Below are 19,781 nucleotides of genomic sequence, written 5' to 3'. Positions count from 1 at the left end.
TTTCGACTCCGACTCCGATCCGACGAGGTGACGCGATGGCCGGCAAGCTCGATCCGTATCGCCGCAAGCGCCATTTCGGCGCGACGCCCGAGCCCGAAGGCGCGCACGGGAAGCGGCGCACGAAGGCCGATGCGAAAGCGGGCACGAAGCCGAACGCGAAGCCTGCCGCGCGCGCACGCCATCCGCTGCGCTTCGTGATCCAGGAACACCATGCGCGACGGCTGCACTACGACTTCCGGCTCGAACTCGACGGCACGCTGAAATCGTGGGCCGTGCCGAAGGGGCCGAGCTTCGATCCGCAGGTGAAGCGGCTCGCGGTGCACGTCGAGGACCATCCGCTCGAATACGCGTCGTTCGAAGGCGAGATTCCGGCCGGGCATTACGGTGCGGGGTCGGTCGTCGTCTGGGACGAGGGGACGTGGACGCCCGACGGCGGCGTCGCGCAGGCGCGCGAAGGCTATCGGGCGGGCAAGCTGACGTTTCGGCTCGACGGCGAGAAGCTGCACGGCGGCTGGGCGCTCGTGCGCAGCGGGCGGCAGGAAGGGCGCCAGGAGCAATGGCTGCTGATCAAGGAGCGCGACGACGACGCCCGCAGCGCCGACGAATTCGACGTCGTCGGCGAGCGGCCGGGGAGCGTGCACGACGGCGCGTCCAACGGCGCGGCGCGCAAGCGCGCGACGCGGCGCGGCGGATCGACCGGTGCGGCCGGCGATGGACATGACGCGCGACACGCAAGCGACGCAAGCCGCAAAAGCCACGCCAGCCACGAAAGCCCCCGCCCCGCCGATCCATCGCAGGTCGAAGGCGCGGTGCGTGCGCCGTTGCCCGAGCGCGTCGCGCCGCAACTCGCGACGCTGGTCGACGCGCCGCCGACCCAGGGCGGCTGGTGCTACGAACTGAAGTTCGACGGCTATCGGATCCTTGCGCGCATCGCAGGGAAGGGCGCCCGCCGGCGCGTCACGCTGATGACGCGCGAAGGCCGCGACTGGACCGCGAAGCTGCGCGCGCAGCGCGACGCGCTCGCGGCGCTAGACGTCGACGACGCATGGCTCGACGGCGAGGCCGTCGTGCTCGGCGAAAACGGCCTGCCCGATTTCCAGGCGCTGCAGAACGCGTTCGGCGCGGACCGCTCGGACACGGTCACCTTCTTCGTATTCGATCTGCCTTATCTCGACGGCTACGACCTGCGCGACGCGCCGCTCACCGCGCGTCGCGCGCTGCTCGAACCGCTGCTCGCGAGCAGCGACCCGGCGCGCGTGCGCTTTTCGCCGGATCTCGGCGAGGACGTCGCGTCGCTGATCGCGAGCGCGTGCGACACCGGCCTCGAAGGGCTGATCGGCAAGCGTGCGGACTCGCGCTACCGCGCCGGTCGTTCGCCTGCGTGGATCAAGCTCAAATGCCGGCGTCGGCAGGAGTTCGTGATCGGCGGCTTTACGGAGCCGTCCGGCAGCCGGCACGGCTTCGGCGCGCTGCTGCTCGGCGTGCACGAACCGGCGCCGGCCGGCAAACGGCGGCGCGGGCCGGCGCCGCTGCGCTACGTCGGCCGCGTCGGCACCGGCTTCGACGCGCGGATGCTCGACCGTCTCGCCGCGATCCTGCGCAAGCACGAACGCGACACGATGCCGTTCGATGCGCCGCCGCGCGAACGCACGCGCACGCGCGTGCACTGGGTCGAGCCGACGCTCGTCGCCGAATGCGAATTCGCGGAATGGACCGGCGACGGGATCGTGCGGCAGGCCGCGTTCATCGCGCTGCGCGACGACAAGCCGGCAGAGCAGATCGTCCGCGAAATGCCGAAACACACGGAAACGGAGGTGACGATGGATCAACGCCAGACCCCGCACGACGACACACGCAAGCGCGCATCGTCGCCCGCTCACGACACCGCCGATCGCAAGCGCCCGTCACGTGCTCGTGCAGCCGCCCGCGCGGAAGGCGACGCGTCCGGCCCCGACACGCTCGGCCGCGTGCGCATCACGCATCCCGAGCGCGTGCTCGACCCGCAAAGCGGCACGCGCAAGATCGATCTCGCGCGTTACTGGCAGTGGGTCGCGCCGTGGCTGCTGGCCGACCTGAAAGGCCGGCCGGTGTCGCTCGTGCGCGCGCCGGGCGACATCGCCGGCGAGCTGTTCTTCCAGAAGCACGCGGAGCGCCGCGAGATTCCGTTCGTCACGCAGCACGAAGGGCTCGATCCCGGCCACGGGCCGCTGCTGTCGATCGACAGCGTCGATGCGCTGCTCGGCGCCGCGCAGATGGGCACGGTCGAGCTGCACACGTGGAACGCGCACGCGTCGAACATCGAGCGGCCGGACCGCATCGTGTTCGACCTCGATCCCGACCCGGCGCTGCCGTGGCGCACGATGATCGACGCCGCGCAACTCGTGCGCGGGCTGCTCGACGAGCTGGGGCTCGTGTCGTTCTGCAAGACGAGCGGCGGCAAGGGGCTGCACGTCGTCGTGCCGCTCACGCGGCATGCGGGCTGGGACGACGTGAAGGACTTTTCGCGCGCGGTCGCGCAGCACGTGGCCGGCACGCTGCCCGACCGTTTCACCGCGACGATGGGGCCGCGCCACCGGCGCGGCAAGATCTTCGTCGACTACCTGCGCAACGGGCGCGGCGCGAGCACGATCGCCGCGTATTCGGTGCGCGCGCGGCCCGGCATGGGCGTGTCGGTGCCGCTCGACTGGGACGAGGTGCCCGACACGACGGGCGGCGCGCAATGGACGATCGATACGCTGCACGAACGGCTGGACACGCTGAAGCGCGACCCGTGGGAAGGCTATGCGAGCACGCGGCAGCGCATCACTGCGGCGATGCGGGCGCGGCTCGGCGCCGACGCGTGAAGCGTCAGCGCCGATGCTGCTGCAGCCGGTAATACCAGTTCATCAGCGGCGTCGCGGAGATCCCGTGCGCGACCACCGAAGCCGATACCACGGCCAGCACCGGCGCCGCGAGCGGGCGCACCACCTCGGACGGCCCGTGCTCGAGCGCGAACAGCAGGTAGTAAAACGAACCGATCCCGCGGATGCCGAACCACGCCATCAGCCGCCGCTGCGCATGCGTCGCGCGCGAGCCGGTGAGCGTGACCAGCACCGCGAGCGGACGCACGGCGACGAACAGCGCGGCGGCCAGCGCGATGGCGCCCCACGTGAGCAGCGGGCCGGGCAGCGTCGCGAGCACGCTGCCGATCATCGTCATCACGATCGCTTCGGCGATCCGTTCGAGCTCGATCGTGAAGCCGAGCACCGATTCGGCCATGAACGCATGCGCTTTGTCCGGATGCTTCTCGGTGGCGACCACGTCTTCCGAGTCGATCTGGCCGATCACTTCGCGCGGCGGCCGGTCGCCGCTCGCGCGATGCTCGACCCACCGCATCGCGACGCCGGCCGCGAACGTCGCGATGAAGCCGAACGTGTGCGCGAGCTGCGCGGCGCCGAACGACAGCACGATCAGCGCGAGCGCGAAGAAGCCTTCGAGGCCGAGCGCCTGGCCGTGGCGCGTGCGCAGCCAGCCGATCGTCTTCGTCGTGACCCAGCCGAGCCCGCCGCCGATCGCGGCCGCACCGGCGATGCCCCACAGCGCGACGAGCGCGAACGTGCCGGACAGCGGCGGGATGCCGTGCGTGGCGCCCGGTGCGCCGCACAGCGCGAGCCCCGCGAGCGCGAACGGCAGCGCGATGCCGTCGTTCATCCCGCCTTCGCCGGACAACGCGAAGCGCACCAGGTCGCGATCGCCCGGATCGTGCACCTGCACGTCGTGCGCGAGCACCGGGTCGGTCGGCGCGAGGATCGCCGCGAGCAGCAGCGCGGGGCCCCAGCCGAGGTCCAGCGCGAGCACCGCGCATGCGGCGAGCAGCGGCACGGTGACGATCATCGCGAGCAGCCCGAGACGGCACGGCACGAGCCACAGCTTGTCGGACAGCGGCACGCGCAGACGCAGCCCGATCGCGAACAGCGACACGAGCAGCGCGACTTCGACGATCTCGCGCAGCAGTGGCCCGTCGCGTTCGAGGTCGAGATGCAGCAGGCCGGCGCCGGCCGGGCCGAGCGCGACGCCGAGCACCAGGTAAATCATGGCCGAGCTACAGGGAAGGTGGCGCAGCGCCGACGTCACGACGCCCATGCCGAGCAGCACGGCGCCGATGATCAGGTACCAGAGGGTTTCGTGCATGCGTGTGAATCGCAGGGAGGGAGACGGGCGGCGCGCCAGCCGTCACGGCTTGCGGCCGAAGGCTTCGCGCAGTTTCCGCTTCGCGCGTTCGAGCGTCGTACGGCGCGTCTTCGGTAGGTTGCGGCCCGCGCGGTTCACGTAGAAGTTCAGCATCGACATCGCCGACTGGAACGGCGACGCCTTGCGGCGGCGGCTGTGCTCGGCCGAGTGCTTCAGCGACGCCGCGATCGCGGCCGGATCGTCGGATTTGAAGATGTCGGGCTCGATGTCGAGCGCATCGCTTTTTTGCGTGACTTCGCCGGACCAGCGCTTGCGGTGGGTCGGGTCGGCGCTGCGCGCGCGGCCCGGACGGCGCGTGTGGCGCTTGCCGTGCGCATGGGAAGCAGAAGCGGAAGGCATGAGGCAGGGGCTCCGTATGAGGTGACAGAAAGGTCGTCCGGACAGAGGCGTCGCAAATCCCGTGCCGCGTCGCGAACGTGCCCGGTGACGGCATGGGCCTTGCTGAAACGTCGGAGCAGGAATTTCCATCACGCGATCACCCATAGGGAGAAAACGCCATGAAGTCAGCATTCGAATCGAAGTTTGTCGCGCGGCGCGTGCTGGCCTGCGCGGCCGTCGCGATCGTCGCGGCCGCGCCGGCCGCGTGGGCGCAGAATTCGCAGCGCTCGGACGAGGGCACCGGCGCGCCGAATCCGTCGATGGACATGTCGACGCCCAGCGCCAACGGCAATACGGCGGCGCCGCCTCCGCCGGCGGGCACGCAACGGCATGGCGCGAAGCACGGGACGCGTTCGCATAGCGGGGCGGCCGGCCACGTGAAGCCGGGCGGCGGCCCGAACGGCGCCGGCCAGGGCGGTAGCGGCGCCGCGGGCGGCGGTGTTGGCGGCGGCACGGGCGCCGGCAACGGCGGTTCGGCGGGCTCGACGGGCACGGGCGGCGGTGGAGCCGGCGGCACGGGCGGCGGTTCCAGCGGTTATTGACGGTGTCGTGCCGGCGCGGCCGGCACGGCGCGATGGCGGCGCGGTTTCCCGGGACGGGCGCGCCGCCACCACGCAGGAGGACATCATGCAATCGAATTCCCGGATTTTCCTGGAGCACGACGAGATCGACGGCGACGCAAGCGACATGGACGATCTCGACACGACGGTCCACGTGGACGTCGAAACGGGCAGGGTCATGTTCCATGCGGCGTGGGCGAACGCCGTCGAGGCGCCGCCCGAGGCGGCCCGGCATTCGGTCGTGCTCGCGCTCGAATGCTCGACGATGGAACGCTACGCGGATCTCGACGAAGGCGCGCGGATGCGCGTGCACGCGATGCTGCACGACGCCGTGCAGCAGACGCTCGAGCAATTGCCCGATACCGGCGAAAACCTGACGCTGACGGTCGAGCTGACCGACGCGATGCTCGACGCCGCCCGCCATCTGCAGTAATCGCGCCGGATCGACGTGCGGCGTCGCCGCGGCGTTGCGTTACATCCCGTTGAAATCTTTGCAGCCGGGCGCGGCGACGTGCAGCGGCCGATCCCGCTCGTTCGCGGGTGGCCGCCATCGATCGCGGGTCGTTCCCCTTTGTGCCGCGCTACGCACGGCGCGGCGAGGCTGCTGGCCCGCGGCTTCCGCAGCCGGAACGGCGATTGCTGCGCGACAGGCAACGGCACGACATGTGCCGACCTATCTCTATCCCCATCCCATCCACGGAGGCATTCATGAGCGGCAGGCTGGATCATTGCAAGGTAGCGATTCTCGCGGTCGACGGCTTCGAGGAAGCCGAGCTCGTCGAACCGCAGTGCGCGCTCGCGGCCGAAGGCGCGCAGGTGGACGTGATTTCGCAGCAGCGCGGCGAGATCCAGGGTTTCCGGCACGTCGACAAGGGCGAGCGCGTGAAGGTCGACCGCACGTTCGACGATGCGCGCGAAGGCGACTACGACGCGGTCGTGCTGCCGGGCGGCGTCATCAACGGCGATGCGATCCGGATGGTGCCGGCCGCGCGCGAATTCGTGACGGCGGCCGTCGGCGCCGGCAAGCCGATCGCGGCGATCTGCCACGGTGGCTGGCTGCTGGTATCGGCCGGGCTCGTCGAAGGCAAGACGATGACGAGCTGGCCGAGCCTGCAGGACGACATCCGTCACGCGGGCGGCAAGTGGGTGGACGAGGAAGTCGTGCGCGACGGCAACCTGATCACGAGCCGCAAGCCGGACGATCTGCCCGCGTTCAACGGCGCGCTGGTCGAGCATCTCGCGGCGCGGAGGGCCTGAGCCGATGCCGGCCGATTCCCCACGCGCCGTGACGCTGACCGACGAACCGCCCACGTTCGACGGCGCGGCGCTGCAGTTGCGCTTCGTCGTCGACGTCGACGGGGTGCCGCACGCCTGCGCGATCACCGTCGAGGCGCTGGAAGATCATTTCGGCGCGCACTCCGCGCTGGAGGCCGATTTGCGCGACGCGTTCGAGCGCGGCCGTGCGCGTATCGAAGCCGCGTGCGCGGACGTGCTGGCCAGCGGCAACCACGACGTGGTGCTGCATAGCGGGTATTTCCGTGCGCCGGCCGGGCCGGCGCGGGCGGGGCTGTTCGGCCCGCGGGGGCCGTGAGCAGCGCGTACAGTCCCCATGTGTTTCGCTCGCTTTTCCGCCGGCCGCGTGCGGCCCGCCGCCCTTACATGCCGTTGAAAACTTTGCAGCGGCTCGAACGCGCCGTGCGGTGCCACATCGCGCGGCGCGCGCGCCGCACGGCCACCAGTCGAATAACACCGATTGGCACGTTCCCTGCATGCCCGTAACGTCGCCGGCGCACGATTCGCGCCGCTGCGGATGCGACGCCGGTGTCGCGCCGCGCATCGCCGCCAACGGGGAAACGAGCATGCTGACCGCACACGAATTTGCCGCGCTGTTCCTGGCGCATCACGCGCCGGAACAGATCCAGATCGACCGCGACGACATCGTCGCGCTCGTCGAACAACACCTGATCGTGATGGAGCGCGACGATGCGTCCGGCCAACACCGCCCCGCGTTGACTGCCGACGGCCTGTCGGTCCTGCGCTGCGTGCAGCGGCACGACGGCGCCCGGTTCGACGCCACGGAAGCGTGACGCACCGGGCCGCGCGCGGCGCTCACCGCGCGATCGCGACGGGCGCATTGACCTGCACGACCGGCGGCTGGCCTTCGAACGGCGGCGCGTACAGGAAGCGGTCGATCACGCCGGCCTCGAACAGCAGACAGTAGGTCGAGCCGCCGAACTGGAAATAGCCGATCTCGTCGCCCTTGTCGACGCGCTGCCCCGGCATGACCTCGATCACGCACGACGACACGTCGCCCATCCCGACGAACACGGCGGCCACCGTGCCGATGCCGGGATCGTCGCTCGAGATCGCGACCACCGCGCGCGCGGCGACCGCCGTCATGTAGCCCTGCGAGTCGTTCAACCCGGCCGGGTCCGGGCCTTCCGCTTCGGCGACCGAGTAATAGGCGCCGTCCACCCGATACGCGTGCGTGACCACGCCGCGCACCGGCGCATGCCAGCGATGGTAGTTGTACGCGCTGAGGTAGGCCTGGTAGACGTCGCCGCCGACGAAGCGCTCGGCGAGCGACAGCCACGCGGGCGTGAAGAGGTCGCGTAGCGAGTACGGCTGCGCCTTGATCCAGAACGTGTCGCGCAGCTTCACGTTCGTTTCGGTGTGATACGGCGACGCTTCGCACGCGCTGACGATCACGTGCGGATCGTCGGGCGCCGCGACGGGCCGCGCGCCGTCGCGAAAGCGCCGCGTGAAGAAGTCGTTCCACGAATCGAAGCCCCAGTGCGGCTGGTCTTCGCGATACTGGAACTGCGACAGCCCGAGGCGCTTGCGCGCTTCGTCGCAGAACCAGCCGTCGGGCGGCGACGTGTCGAGATGCGCGCGCGAATGCGGGCCGCCAAGGAAGTCGCACCACGCATTCAATACGCGCTTCAACTGCGCATTGACCGACGCGTCGCGAAACACCGCGTGACCCGACGGCATGCACATCGGCCAGTCGAAGAACGCATTCAGCGGGCACACGATCAGGCTTTCCTCGCTGAACGGCGGCGTGTAGGTCATCAGATGGTCGAGCACCGTCATCAGCTCGCCGATCGACGCGTAGCCGAGCCGGTATCCGGCTTCGAGCGCTTCGTCGATCGCGCGCGTCAGGCTCATGTGCAGCACCGCGTTGTCGTCGAACAGCCGCGCGAGCTCCTGCACGGCCGGCGTGCGCAGCCGGTCGCCGGCATGCGCGCGCGCTTCGTTTGCCATTTTTTCGCGGAACGCGGCCATGTGCGATTCCTCGGTGGCCATCCATCCGCCGAGGCGGCGGCGTGTGGCGGGCGGCGCGTTGCGATTCGTCATCGTCACCTCCGGAACGGTTAGGGGGCGAAGCGATGGAGCAAGACGCTTGCCCGGCGCGCGGCACCGAAATTGCTGCGTTCGGGCGACCGGTTTTTTCGATGACTCAGGAGAGAAAAATGGATACGGCTTCGAATGCACGACAGACGAACGATGCGGGATCGACGGACGATCGTCGCCGCGACGGCCAGCGGACCGTGACGCCGACGCGGGTGCGCGCACGACCGCATGCGGCGGCCCCGCGCGACGGTGCGCGGCGCGGTGAGCGCGGTGGCGATCGTGCAAACGGAAATGGGCCGGTGACGCCGAGCCGCAGCGAAGATACACGGAAACCGCTGTGGGAAGACGATAGCGGCGAGATGCCGCCGGAAGAGTGGTCGTGAGGTCGGGTATTTACTGGCCCGCCGGCCGTTCGGGCCGGTAACGGTCGGCAATCGCGACATCGACCGATTCACCGTCGCGAAATGCCGCAGAAACCGCATCAACGATAGCGGGCCAAATACCGGGTCGTTGCAGGACAGGCATTTCCTTCGCGAGGACGTTGCTGAGTTGTCCGTTGTTTTGCTCGAGCGATCGTAGTACCCGGTCGGCTTGATGATCCGGCATTTCGACGATTTCCTTGAGCGCCTGCCGAGCCAGCGTGTGGCTTCGCAAATAGCGCGACTCCTCGCGCATGTGTTCGGTTAGCGTGCGCCGGATGATGTTGGCCAGATATTGCACATGCGGACTCAGATCCGGATACCGCCATAGAGGTCTTGCCCGTTCGGCGCCGTCAAACGCGAAATTGGATACGACACCGTCCGGATAAGACGTCTGGGCCGCTGTGAACGATATGTTGTCGCGCACTTGTTCCATCAGGGGTACGGACACCTGATCCAGTACGCTGTCGTATCCGCGACGTTCGCCGGCGTCGTCCATGATCACCGCGGAAACGGGAAGGATCACCGGCGCGGGAATGGCGCCGTCCCGGCGCAGGACATCGTTGATCAGGAAGCGATGGACGCGGCCGTTTCCGTCCGCTAATGGATGAACATAGACGAAACCGAAGGCTGCGACCGTGCTGCGCAGCACCGGAGATTGCCCGGTAGTGCGCTCCAGGAATGCGCGAAGTCCGTCGAGCATTGCCGGAACATCGTCTTGTCCAGGCGCCACGTAGTGGACGACTTCGCTAAAGCGTATGGTCTCTCCGACGAATACGGGCGATTGCCGGAAGCCGAAATGCGTGAGCGTGGTTCGCTCGCCGAGGATTTCCCGCTGCAGTTCGGCAGCGGCGGCATCTGTCAACGGTTGTTCGCCCTGAGCGGTACGTCGGGCCATGACGTCGGCGAAGCGCTGGATACGAGTGGTGTGGTCAGCCTCTCCCTCGATGGCAAAACTGGCCTTGCTTTCCCGCAATGTCATCCAGGTTGCCGCACGCATCAGCAAATCCTCGCCGAACTCCTTTGCCAGATCGGCGAAGAGACGCGGCACGTCAAGCGCGGCGGCCTCCATGAAAGCTGCAGTCTTGACGAGCGTCGGGCAGAAGTAGCGCGTACCCGGCAGGTTGTCGTTCACCCGCCACCGGGCATTTCTCAGAATGTGGTTGCGGGACGAGGTGACGATCTTGGTGTCGTCGAGGACGTCGACGTAGTTGCCGCCCAGTCGCTCGGGAACACTCAGGTGGTCATCGATGAGCCATTCGTAAAGAAAAGCGGCGCGACGGGCATACTGACCGGTCGGCTCGGCGTCGATCCACGCCTGGATGGCACTGGGGCCCGATTTCTTGAACAAGCGCGTGAGAAGCTCCAGTTGCGGGATCTCGTGACGCAGATGAAACTGGAGATGGGCGGCGAAGTCATCCGACGGACGCATGAGTTCCGGGTAGGTTTCGAGTCGATAGCCGTCGACGATTTCGGTGGCTCGTCGGCTCCCGATGCGACTGAGTACGGGAGGCCGAGCCATCGGCGCAACGTCGCAGTTCGCGATTAACCACGCGCCGCCAATCGGATCGTCGGGCAATTCGGGCATGGGGAGGCTCCTGTCAGTCGGCTCAGGCTCTGCTCAAAATCGATTAGAAACGTCGGTTTTGTGCGCAAATCGATTACGGATGTACAAAAACGATTATACGCGGCCTGTTTTGCATAAATTCGATTATCCCCGAGCCACAGACGGGCGGTGTGGACACGACATCCGTCGGAAATTGTTTCGACCCCTTTAAGTGGGCTATGAGTCTCCATTCCGTAGGTGACGACGACCGAGGGGCTACCGGGTGCGAGCGTGTCCGGGACGATCCTGATTCGTCCGTCCCGCGACCAGCACCGCCACAGGCAACTCGGCCAGACAGCGATCGAGCGCCAGCACTCCTTCCGGCGCATCGATTGCGTCCCCCGCATTCAACGCATCGACCCACGGCCCTTCGACGTCGCGCGGCAGCACGACCGCCGTATCGTCCCATCGCACAGGCTCCACACGCGGCAACGCAGGCGCTTCGCCGAGCAACCGGCATGCGAGCCGAGTCGCGATCACCACCACGGTCGCCGCGTCATCGCACCGCGCGAACGCCACCGCGTGCCGCGCGAGCGTGCCGCGCACCCGCAACGGAACGTATGCGCCGTCCGCGAACGTCGTCGGCCATCGCGCACGCAGCGCCAGCATCCGCTCGATCAGCGCACGCTTCACGCGCGCATCGGGCCATGTCGATAGATACGACGCAGCCGGCCCGTCGACCGCTTCGGTCGCCAGCGTCGCGAACGGCACGTCGCGCCGGTTATCCGGATCGACGAGCGAGTGATCCCATGACTCGCTACCTTGATAGAGATCGGGTACGCCGGGCGACGCGATCCGCAGCGCCGTTTGCGTCAGGCTGTTGACGACGCCGGCCGGCGCGATCCGTGCGACGAACGCATGCAGCCGATGCGCAAAATCGCCCGCGCCGCGCGGCGTCAGGATCGCGCGGACGAACGCTTCGCAGCCGCGCTCGTAGTCCGGTTCCGGCGCGAGCCAGTCGGTGTACTGCTTCGCCTCGCGCAGCGCCTTCGTCTGCCATTGCACGACGCGCGTCGCGAGCGCGTCGAGGCCGGCCGCGTCGTCGGGGGCGAGCGCAGGCGGCCAGCAGCCGACGAGCGTCTGGACCAGCATCGCCTCGGCGGCCGGCCCGGGCGTCCATGCGAGGTCGTGGTGCGCGCCGCCGCGATGCGGCTGATTCAGCGCCGACCAGTCGAGCGACACCGCGCGCCACGCATCGGGCACCTCGCTCAGCACCGCGAGCCGCGCACGCGCGTCCTCGCCGCGCTTGTGATCGTGCGTGGCCGTCGCGACGAGCCCGTGCGGCGCGGTGCGCGCGCGGCGCCGGTTGCGTGCATGGAACGCGCCGCGCGACAGGCTGAAGTCGCCGGCATCGGCGCCGACCTCGTTGCGCGACAGCAGCCGGCCGTAGCGATAGTTGGCCGTATCCTCGACGCCCTTCGCGGCCAGCGGCGCGGTGAGCTGCGCGAACGCGACACGCGCGGCGACCAGCGTATCGGCGTCCACGCGCGGCACGCGCACGACCGGCAAGCCGAGCCACGCGGCGACACGCTCGAGCGCGAAGCGGTCGGTCGGATCGATCGCCGCGCAAGCACCGTCGTACGCGTGCGCGAGCACGTGCCGGTCGGCGTCGGCCGGTTCGGCGCCCCGCGCCGGATACATCCGGTACACGGGCAGCCGTATCGCGAGTTCGCCGAGCACGCGCCGGATCGCGATCAGGCTGACGTCGCGCGTCGCGGGCGACGCCCGCGCAATCCCGTGCAGCAGCCGCGCGACGCGCGCATGCTCGCCGGCGAGCTGGCGCATCAGCACGCGCCGCTTGCCGTCGAGCGCTTCCTGCGCGAACGTGCGCGCGGAGCCCGATACGGCCGCCCAGTGCGCGGCGAGCGGTTCGGCGCCGGCCGGGTCGTGCAGCAGCGCGCCGACGTCGTTCATGAAGTCGTAGCCGGTCGTGCCGTCGACGGCCCAGTCGGTGCGCAGTGCTTCGCCGGGCGCGAGGATCTTCTCGACGACGATATAGGGCCGCGCGTCGCGCTGCGAGGCGAGCCGCGCGTGCAGCCGACGGCAATACGCGCGCGGATCGGCGAGGCCGTCGACGTGATCGACGCGCACGCCGTCGACGAGCCCGGCCGCATGGAGGCGCAGCGGCAGCGCATGCACGGCGTCGAACACCGCCTCGTCTTCGACGCGCACGGCCGCGAGCGTCGCGATGTCGAAGAAGCGCCGCCAGTTCAGCTCGTCGGCGGCCGTGCGCCACCACGCGAGCCGGTAGTGCTGACGTTCGAGCAAGTGGTGCAGGCACGCGCGCGAGCGCGCGCGGCGCGGATCGGCGCCGCGCAATACCGCGTCGAGCGCATGCGGGCCGTGCGCGGCCGCATGGTCGCGCAGCGCCGCATGGGCGGCGGCCAGCCGCGCGCTGTCGCGGACCGGCGCGACGTCGAAGCGCTCGGCGAGCGCGTTCAGGTCCGCGCGATTCGCGATGCGCAGGATTTCCGCATAGGTGGCGGCGGCGACCGGCAGCCGCCGCCCCGGGCATGCGATGTAGAAGCGGCCCGCGGCCGGATCGGCGCGCAGCGTGATGTCGCCGGCCGCGAGCGCATCGCCGTACGGCACGCCGAGGCACGGCAATAGCACCTTGCCGTCGAGCGCCGGGTCGGGCGGATGCCAGTCGATGTCGAAATAGCGCGCGTACGGGCTCGCCGACCCCCATTCGAGCACGTCGTTCCACCAGCCGTTCGACGATCCGCCGACGCCCATGTGGTTCGGCACGATGTCGATGATGATGCCGAGGCCGCGTGCGCGCAGCGCGTCGACGAGCCGCATGAAGCCGGCTTCGCCGCCGAGTTCCGCGCTGAGCGCGCCGTGGTCGACGGTGTCGTAGCCGTGCAGCGAGCCGGGCTCGGCCGTCGACACCGGCGACAGGTACAGGTGGCTGACGCCGAGCCGCGCGAAGTAGTCGGCGTGTGCGGCCGCGTCGTCGAACGTGAAGCCCGCATGCAGCTGCAGTCGCAGCGTCGCGCGTGGGGTCATGGGCCGTGCCTCCGCGCGCGGCGCGCCTGCACGACCGCGGCGATGCGCGTGCGTACGTCGGCGTCGAACAGCGTGTCGATCGGGCGCGGCAGTCGCTGCCGCCAGTTCGGATGGCCGCACGGCGGCCCCGGCAGGTTCGGCTGCGCGTCGAGCGCGAGCAGATCCTCGAGTGGCAGCAGCGCGAGCGGCGACGGGCTGCTCGCGACGTAGGCCAGGATCGCGTTCACCGGCGGCATGTCGGCCGGCGGCACCGCGGCGCCGGCCGGCGCGCAGCCGGCGTGCTGCAGCGCGTGCCACAGCGCCGCGCGCTCGGTCGCGCGTTCCGCATGCGCGGCGAGCAGTTCGGGCGGCGGCGGGGGCGTCGCGCGATTCGAATCGGGGCGCTGTACGGTGTCGTGTCCGAACGCCATGCTTTGCACGATCTCGTCCGAATCGTGCGCGCTCGCATCGTCCGGCGCCGGGGCAGCGACGTCTCGCGATTGCGCTTCGTCGCGCCGCTTCGCGGCCTCGGCTTCGGCCTCGGCCGCTAAGCGCCGCCACCCGAGATCGACGCCGCGCCACCAGCCGGCCACGGTCGGCAAATCGTGCGTCGACGTCATCGCGATCGCGTCGCGATCCCACGCGGACGGCGGCCGGAACGCGCCATTCGCGTCGCGCTCGAACCACAGCACGCGCATGCCCGCGACACCCTGCGCGCCGAGCCGTTCGCGCAACCCGGCCGGCACGGTGCCGAGATCCTCGCCGATCGCGATCGCGCGATGACGCGCCGCTTCCAGCGCGACGAGCCGCACCAGATCGTCGAGCGGATAGCGCAGATACGCGCCGCTGCGCGGCGAGCCGCCGTTCGGCACGATCCACATCCGCGCGAAGCCGAGCACGTGGTCGATGCGGATGCCGCCCGCGTGCGCGAACGCCGCGCGCAGCAGCTCGATGAACGGCATGAAGCCGTCCGCGCGCAGCGCGTGGGGCGTCCACGTCGTCACGCCCCACGCCTGGCCGGCCGCATTGAACAGGTCGGGCGGCGCGCCGAGCGACACGCCGCGCAGCAGCGTCGTGCCGTGCGCCCACGCGTCGCTGCCGGCCTGATCGGAGCCGACCGCGAGATCGGCGATCAGCCCGGTCGCCATCCCCGCGCCGCGCGCCGCGTGCTGCGCGTCGCCGAGCGCGCGCGACGCGCACCATTGCAGGAACGCGTGGAACGCGATCGTGTCGGCATGCGCGTGCGCGAATGCGTCGACTTCCGCCGATCCCGGCATGCGCCATTGCGCGGGCCACTGCCGCCAGTCCGCGCCGATCCCGTGCTCGATGCAGAACGCCTGCAGCGCATCGAAGCGCGCATGCGCGTCGAGCGCCGCGCCACCCGCCGCACGAAAACGCTGGAACGTATCGCGCGACGGGTCGTCGCTGGCGCGCCATGCGTCGAAGCACGCACGCAGACGGCGCAGCTTCGCCGGTAGCACGTGCGGCCAGTCGATCAGCGCGGCATCGGCCGGGCCGTCGGGTGCCCGACGCGCGACATCGGCGCCCGGCACCGCATCGCAGTCGAGATACGCGACGTTGTGCCAGCGTCGCGACGACGGCGAATACGGGCTGTCGTGCGCGGGGAGGGCCGGATAGCCGGCGTGCGTCGGGCTGATCGCCACCGCCTGCGCGCCGTGGCGCGCGGCCTGTGCGGCGAGCCGCGCGAGCGCCGTGTAGTCGCCCGCGCCGTCGTCGCCGGTGCGGCGCAGGCTGTAGAGCTGCGCCGCGATGCCCCAGCGGCGGCCCGCGTCGTGGGCGCGGGCGAACGCGTCGAACGGTCGCGCCCCCGGCGGCGCGATCGCGAGCCCGATACGCTGCTCGCCGATGTCGAGCGCGTGATAGCCGGGCATCGCGAGCGGCGGCAGCGTGCCGTGTTCGCCCGTGCCGCCCACGCGGCCATCCACGTGCCCGCCGGTTTCGAGCGAGATCCGGAAGCGCGCGCCCGGCGCCGCGACGGTCGCGGGCAGCGTCACCGGCAGGCTGGCGTCACCGGTCACGACGCGCGGCGGCGCCGCGTTCGCATCGGCGAGCGCCGCCGCGCTGTCGACCCGCTGGATCGCGGTGCCGCACGGCCAGCCGAGCGCATCGACGAGCGCGACGAGCGCATCGTCGTCTACGCGTCGTGCGACGCCGCCCGAGTCGGTCCAGTCGGGTTCCAGGCCGGCCGCCCGGGCGAGCGCCGCGATCGGGACGTCGGTCGTCATGAAGGGCTCCGTCCGTTCGCGCGGTGCTGCCGCGCATCGTGGTTGACCGCGCCGTTGCGCCACGCGATGCACGCGCGCGGCGGCACGTGCCCGCCGGGCAGCCGGTCGCGCGCGCGCGGCGGCGTCTCGAACACGATCTTGCCGACCGGCAGCGCGGGCAGCGTCGCGTCGTGCGAGCCGAGATTCAGCGCGATCGTCAGCGTGCTGCCGTCGCCGAGACGCCAGCGCGCGACCAGCGCGGGCGGGTCGCCGTCGCCCGCGAGCAGGTCGACGCCGAGCGAGCGCGCATCGGCGAGGTGCGGCGTCACGAGCGCCGCGCGCACGGCCAGCGCGCTGCGGTAGAAGCGCCGCCACGCGGCCGCGTCGGGCCACGACTCGTCGGGCGGATGGTGCGACGACGAGCGCACGAACGTCGCGATGTCGTTCGGATCGGGAATCGCGTCGCGATGCGCGGCGTCGGCGAATGCGGGAAACGCGGCGAATTCGCGACGCCGGCCTTCGCGCACCGCGTCGGCGAGCGCGCCGCGATAGTCGGTGAAGAACTGGAACGGCTGCGTGCTGCCGTCTTCCTCGCCCATGAACAGCAGCGGGATCGACGGCGCGAGCAGCATCAGCGCGGTGGCCGCGCGCACCGCGTCGTCGTTCGCGAGCGCGCGCAGCCGTTCGCCGAACGCGCGGTTGCCGATCTGGTCGTGGTTCTGCAGGAACGCGACGAACGCGGTCGGCGGCAGGTGCGCGCTCGGCTCGCCGCGCGCGGCGCCGTCGTGCAGCGGCGACGGCTCGCCCTGATACGCGAAGCCTTCGCCGAGCGTGCGCGCGAAATGGCGCAGCGGCGCATCCGCGTATGCGCGGTAGTAACCGTCGCGCTCGCCGGTCAGCAGCACGTGCGCGCTGTTGTGGAAGTCGTCGTTCCATTGCGCGTCGAAGCCGCCGGGGCCGAGCAGGCTCGCGGTATTGCGCTCGTTCTCCAGCACGAGATGCACGTGGCGCGCGTCGCCCGCGTGCGCGCGCACGCGGCGCGCGAGTTCGCGCAGCCACGCGTCGTCGTCGATCGCGTGCGCGGCGTCGATGCGCAGCCCGTCGAAACGGTATTCGTCGAGCCAGTACAGCGCGTTGTCGATGAAGAACGCGCTCGTCTGCGGGCGGGAGAAGTCGATCGCCGGCCCCCACGCGGTCTGCCGGTCCGCGCGGAAGAAGTCGAGCGCGTAGCGCGGCAGCAGGTTGCCTTCGGGGCCGAAGTGGTTGTACACGACGTCGAGGAACACCTGCAGACCGAGCCCGTGCGCGGTGTCGACCAGCGATTTCAGTTCCTCGGGCCGCCCGTACGACGCGTCGGGCGCGAACGGCAGCACGCCGTCGTAGCCCCAGTTGCGCGCGCCGGGGAACGCATTGACGGGCATCAGCTCGACCGCGGTCACGCCGAGCTCGGCGATCGCCGGCAGCCGCCGCTCGACGGCCGCGTAGCCGCCGCAAGCGCCGACGTGCAGCTCGTACAGCACCGTCTCATGCCACGGACGGCCGCGCCACGCGTCGTGACGCCAGCGGTACGCGGCCGGATCGACGACCTGGCTCGGGCCCAGCACGTCGTACGGCTGGAAGCGCGACGCGGGATCGGCCACCGCGAGCGCGTCGTCGAGCAGGTAGCGGTACAGCGTGCCGGGGCCGCACGGCGCGACCGTCTCGAACCAGCCGTCGCCGGCCGGCGCCATCGGGAGCGCGCGGCCGCCCGCGTCCTGCAGTTCGACGGCGGCCGTGCGGCTCGCGGGCGCCCACAGCCGGAAGCGCGTGCGGTCCGCATCGAGGCAGGTCGCGCCGAACGACGACGCATACGCGTGCGTGCCGGGCGAAGGGGCGGAACGGGACGTCATGGCGGCTCCTCACGAAGACAGGTCGGGTGGCACGGCCGCGACCGCGATCACGGCCGCATGCGCGGCGACGTCGAGCCCGGCGTCCGGCCACGAGCGCGGGCCCGAGTCGGGCGTCGCGGTGTCGAGCAGGATCCGGTAATCGAGCACGGGCGCAGGCGGCAGGAACGTGATGGTCTCGGCCGATGCGTTCAGCATCACGAGCAACGCCTCGGTGCGTCCGGTGCGGCCGGTGCCGACGCGCCGCATCGTCAGCGCGCGGCGTTCGCCGTCTTCCCACGCGGGGACGGTCAGCGCGTCGCCGCGTTCGTCGAACCAGCCGATCTCGCGCATGCCCGGCGCGCCGTCGCGGTCGCCGTTCGGATAGCGCGGCGACGACATCACCGGATACATGCGCCGCAGCGCGGCGAGCCGCGACACGAAGCGGGTCATCTGCACGCCTTCGTCGCCGTGCGCCAGGTCCCAGTCGAGCCACGACAGTTCGTTATCCTGGCAATACGCGTTGTTGTTGCCGTGCTGTGTGCGGCCGAATTCGTCGCCGGCCACCAGCATTGGCGTGCCGAGCGCGGTAAACAGCGTCGCGAGCATCGAGCGCGCGACGCGCGAGCGCACGTCGCGGATCTTCGCGTCGTCGGTCGGCCCTTCGACGCCCCAGTTCGCGCTGCAGTTGTCGTCGCGGCCGTCGCGGTTGTCCTCGCCGTTCGCGTCGTTGTGCTTGCCCGCATACGACACGAGGTCGGCCAGCGTGAAGCCGTCGTGCGCGGTGACGAAATTGACCGGCGCCCACGTGCGGCGCCGGCCGTGATTGAACAGGTCGGCCGAGCCCGACAGGCGCGCGGCCAGTTCCGGGCGCTGCCCCGCGTCGCCGCGCCAGAAGCGCCGCACGGTATCGCGAAACCGGTCGTTCCATTCGGCGAAGCCGGGCGGATGGCGGCCGAGCTGATAGCCGCCGGGGCCGAGATCCCACGGCTCGGTGATCAGCTTGCGCTGCGCGAGCACCGGGTCCTGCCGCAACGCGTCGAAGAACCCCGCGCCGGGCTCGAAGCCGTGATCCTCGCGGCCGAGCGTCACGCCGAGATCGAAGCGGAAGCCGTCGATGTTGAACGCGGTCGCCCAGTAGCGCAGCGAATCCATCACCATCTGCACGACGCGCGGATGCGACATGTTCAGCGTGTTGCCGCAGCCAGTTTCGTCGACGTGGTAACGCGGATCGTCGGGCAGCAGCCGGTAATAGCTCGCGTTGTCGAGGCCGCGCCACGACAGCGTGGGCCCGAGCTGGTTGCCTTCGCACGTGTGGTTGTAGACGACGTCGAGCACGACCTCGATGCCGGCCGCATGCAGCTGGCGCACCGCGATGCGCATCTCGTCGAGCCGCCGCGTCGTCAGATACGACGGCTCCGGCGCGAAGAACGCGGCCGTGTCGTAGCCCCAGTAGTTGCGCAGCCCGCGTTTCACGAGCTCGCGCTGCTGCAGGAACGCATGGATCGGCAGCAGCTCGACCGTCGTCACGCCGATCGACAGCAGGTGATCGACGAACGCCGGATGCGCGAGCGACGCGAACGTGCCGCGCTCCGGCGGGCGCAACCCGGCGCGGCGCATCGATGCACCGCGCACGTGGGTCTCGTAGATCACGGTGCTGCGCCACGGCACGTTCGGGCGGCGGTCGGTGCTCCAGTCGAACGCTTCGTCGACGACCACGGCTTTCGGCATCGCGGGCGCCGAATCGCGGCGGTCCATCGACAGGTCGGCCCGGTTCGAATGCACGCGATAGCCGAACAGCGCGTCCGACCAGCGGAACTGGCCGACCAGTTTGCGCGCGTACGGGTCGAGCAGCAGCTTGGTCGGATTGAAGCGATGGCCGTGCTGCGGCTGGTACGGGCCGTCCGCGCGGAACCCGTACACGGTGCCCGGATGCGCGTTCGGCAGATAGCCGTGCCACACCTCGTCGGTGCATTCGGGCAGGTCGAGGCGCGCGAGTTCCTTGCGGCCGGTCGGATCGAACACGCACAGCTGAATCCGGTGCGCGTGCGCGGAAAACACCGCGAAGTTGGTCCCGAGGCCGTCCCAGGTCGCGCCGAGCGGATAGCTGCGGCCGGGTTCGAGACGGTCGGGCAGGGCGGTCGGCATGGGGCGTA

The 19,781-nt window shown here is 70.4% G+C and carries 15 protein-coding genes; 7 read left to right on the top strand and 8 right to left on the bottom strand.

The annotated features are described in order from the left end of the window. The first annotated feature begins 35 nt into the window (after positions 1-35). Positions 36-2,843, top strand: coding sequence for a DNA ligase D (gene ligD, locus HWX55_RS08150; RefSeq protein ID WP_175975234.1), 2,808 nt, complete (start codon positions 36-38; stop codon positions 2,841-2,843). Between the two features lie 4 nt (positions 2,844-2,847). Here the strand turns inward: ligD and HWX55_RS08145 are convergent, their stop codons facing one another. Both HWX55_RS08145 and HWX55_RS08140 read right to left on the bottom strand, forming a co-directional pair. Then, positions 2,848-4,170 (bottom strand): cation:proton antiporter, encoded by a 1,323-nt coding sequence (locus tag HWX55_RS08145; RefSeq protein WP_175975233.1) that lies wholly within the window; start codon positions 4,168-4,170, stop codon positions 2,848-2,850. A 42-nt stretch (positions 4,171-4,212) separates the two neighbouring features. After that, positions 4,213-4,569, bottom strand: a complete 357-nt coding sequence (locus HWX55_RS08140) for a DUF3175 domain-containing protein (RefSeq protein ID WP_175975232.1) — start codon at positions 4,567-4,569, stop codon at positions 4,213-4,215. A 158-nt stretch (positions 4,570-4,727) separates the two neighbouring features. Here HWX55_RS08140 and HWX55_RS08135 point away from each other — a divergent pair, with 158 nt between their 5' ends. From HWX55_RS08135 to HWX55_RS08115, 5 genes are all read left to right on the top strand, one after another. Further along, positions 4,728-5,150, top strand: a complete 423-nt coding sequence (locus HWX55_RS08135) for a hypothetical protein (protein ID WP_175975231.1) — start codon at positions 4,728-4,730, stop codon at positions 5,148-5,150. 85 nt (positions 5,151-5,235) lie between these two features. Next, positions 5,236-5,601 (top strand): DUF3022 domain-containing protein, encoded by a 366-nt coding sequence (locus HWX55_RS08130; protein ID WP_124679616.1) that lies wholly within the window; start codon positions 5,236-5,238, stop codon positions 5,599-5,601. Between the two features lie 275 nt (positions 5,602-5,876). Continuing rightward, entirely contained in the window at positions 5,877-6,425 is a 549-nt protein-coding gene (locus HWX55_RS08125) for a type 1 glutamine amidotransferase domain-containing protein (RefSeq protein ID WP_175975230.1), read from the top strand. A 4-nt stretch (positions 6,426-6,429) separates the two neighbouring features. Further along, a complete protein-coding gene (locus HWX55_RS08120; RefSeq protein WP_175975229.1) occupies positions 6,430-6,759 on the top strand; it encodes a DUF1488 domain-containing protein in 330 nt (109 codons plus the stop codon). Positions 6,760-7,027: 268 nt separating this feature from the next. Next, complete coding sequence (locus tag HWX55_RS08115; RefSeq protein WP_175975228.1) at positions 7,028-7,255, top strand: hypothetical protein; 228 nt, start codon at positions 7,028-7,030, stop codon at positions 7,253-7,255. Positions 7,256-7,277: 22 nt separating this feature from the next. Here HWX55_RS08115 and HWX55_RS08110 read toward each other — a convergent pair whose 3' ends face one another. Next, positions 7,278-8,525, bottom strand: a complete 1,248-nt coding sequence (locus HWX55_RS08110) for a phosphatidylserine decarboxylase family protein (protein WP_175975227.1) — start codon at positions 8,523-8,525, stop codon at positions 7,278-7,280. A gap of 32 nt (positions 8,526-8,557) precedes the next feature. Here HWX55_RS08110 and HWX55_RS08105 point away from each other — a divergent pair, with 32 nt between their 5' ends. Continuing rightward, positions 8,558-8,905, top strand: a complete 348-nt coding sequence (locus tag HWX55_RS08105; protein ID WP_347879626.1) for a hypothetical protein — start codon at positions 8,558-8,560, stop codon at positions 8,903-8,905. A gap of 10 nt (positions 8,906-8,915) precedes the next feature. Here the strand turns inward: HWX55_RS08105 and HWX55_RS08100 are convergent, their stop codons facing one another. From HWX55_RS08100 to glgX, 5 genes are all read right to left on the bottom strand, one after another. Further along, complete coding sequence (locus HWX55_RS08100) at positions 8,916-10,529, bottom strand: Fic family protein (protein WP_175975226.1); 1,614 nt, start codon at positions 10,527-10,529, stop codon at positions 8,916-8,918. A gap of 234 nt (positions 10,530-10,763) precedes the next feature. Beyond that, positions 10,764-13,556, bottom strand: a complete 2,793-nt coding sequence (gene treY, locus HWX55_RS08095; protein ID WP_175975225.1) for a malto-oligosyltrehalose synthase — start codon at positions 13,554-13,556, stop codon at positions 10,764-10,766. Continuing rightward, positions 13,553-15,781 carry a 4-alpha-glucanotransferase gene (gene malQ, locus HWX55_RS08090; RefSeq protein ID WP_175975224.1) on the bottom strand — a complete coding sequence of 743 codons (2,229 nt, stop codon included), beginning with the start codon at positions 15,779-15,781 and terminating at the stop codon, positions 13,553-13,555. Before malQ ends, treY begins: the two co-directional genes overlap by 4 nt. After that, positions 15,778-17,649, bottom strand: a complete 1,872-nt coding sequence (gene treZ / locus HWX55_RS08085) for a malto-oligosyltrehalose trehalohydrolase (RefSeq protein WP_175975223.1) — start codon at positions 17,647-17,649, stop codon at positions 15,778-15,780. Before treZ ends, malQ begins: the two co-directional genes overlap by 4 nt. Before the next feature lie 9 nt (positions 17,650-17,658). Further along, on the bottom strand, positions 17,659-19,773 hold the full coding sequence (glgX, locus tag HWX55_RS08080; RefSeq protein ID WP_175975222.1) for a glycogen debranching protein GlgX: 2,115 nt from the start codon (positions 19,771-19,773) through the stop codon (positions 17,659-17,661). Between the last annotated feature and the right edge of the window lie 8 nt (positions 19,774-19,781).

It is taken from the genome of Burkholderia sp. BCC1047, assembly GCF_902833155.1.
GTDB classification, from domain to species: Bacteria; Pseudomonadota; Gammaproteobacteria; order Burkholderiales; family Burkholderiaceae; genus Burkholderia; species Burkholderia sola.
Note: the sequence above shows the minus strand (reverse complement) of the source record. Positions and strands in the feature narration are given on the sequence as shown.

Bases quoted from the DNA above. Each gene is read 5' to 3' on its own strand.
- HWX55_RS08105 (WP_347879626.1), top strand. From the start codon at position 8,558: ATGGAGCAAGACGCTTGCCCGGCGCGCGGCACCGAAATTGCTGCGTTC.
- HWX55_RS08135 (WP_175975231.1), top strand. From the start codon at position 4,728: ATGAAGTCAGCATTCGAATCGAAGTTTGTCGCGCGGCGCGTGCTGGCC.
- HWX55_RS08100 (WP_175975226.1), bottom strand. From the start codon at position 10,529: ATGCCCGAATTGCCCGACGATCCGATTGGCGGCGCGTGGTTAATCGCG.
- HWX55_RS08120 (WP_175975229.1), top strand. From the start codon at position 6,430: ATGCCGGCCGATTCCCCACGCGCCGTGACGCTGACCGACGAACCGCCC.
- glgX (WP_175975222.1), bottom strand. From the start codon at position 19,773: ATGCCGACCGCCCTGCCCGACCGTCTCGAACCCGGCCGCAGCTATCCG.
- HWX55_RS08125 (WP_175975230.1), top strand. From the start codon at position 5,877: ATGAGCGGCAGGCTGGATCATTGCAAGGTAGCGATTCTCGCGGTCGAC.
- ligD (WP_175975234.1), top strand. From the start codon at position 36: ATGGCCGGCAAGCTCGATCCGTATCGCCGCAAGCGCCATTTCGGCGCG.
- HWX55_RS08130 (WP_124679616.1), top strand. From the start codon at position 5,236: ATGCAATCGAATTCCCGGATTTTCCTGGAGCACGACGAGATCGACGGC.
- HWX55_RS08115 (WP_175975228.1), top strand. From the start codon at position 7,028: ATGCTGACCGCACACGAATTTGCCGCGCTGTTCCTGGCGCATCACGCG.
- treY (WP_175975225.1), bottom strand. From the start codon at position 13,556: ATGACCCCACGCGCGACGCTGCGACTGCAGCTGCATGCGGGCTTCACG.
- malQ (WP_175975224.1), bottom strand. From the start codon at position 15,781: ATGACGACCGACGTCCCGATCGCGGCGCTCGCCCGGGCGGCCGGCCTG.
- treZ (WP_175975223.1), bottom strand. From the start codon at position 17,649: ATGACGTCCCGTTCCGCCCCTTCGCCCGGCACGCACGCGTATGCGTCG.
- HWX55_RS08110 (WP_175975227.1), bottom strand. From the start codon at position 8,525: ATGACGAATCGCAACGCGCCGCCCGCCACACGCCGCCGCCTCGGCGGA.
- HWX55_RS08140 (WP_175975232.1), bottom strand. From the start codon at position 4,569: ATGCCTTCCGCTTCTGCTTCCCATGCGCACGGCAAGCGCCACACGCGC.
- HWX55_RS08145 (WP_175975233.1), bottom strand. From the start codon at position 4,170: ATGCACGAAACCCTCTGGTACCTGATCATCGGCGCCGTGCTGCTCGGC.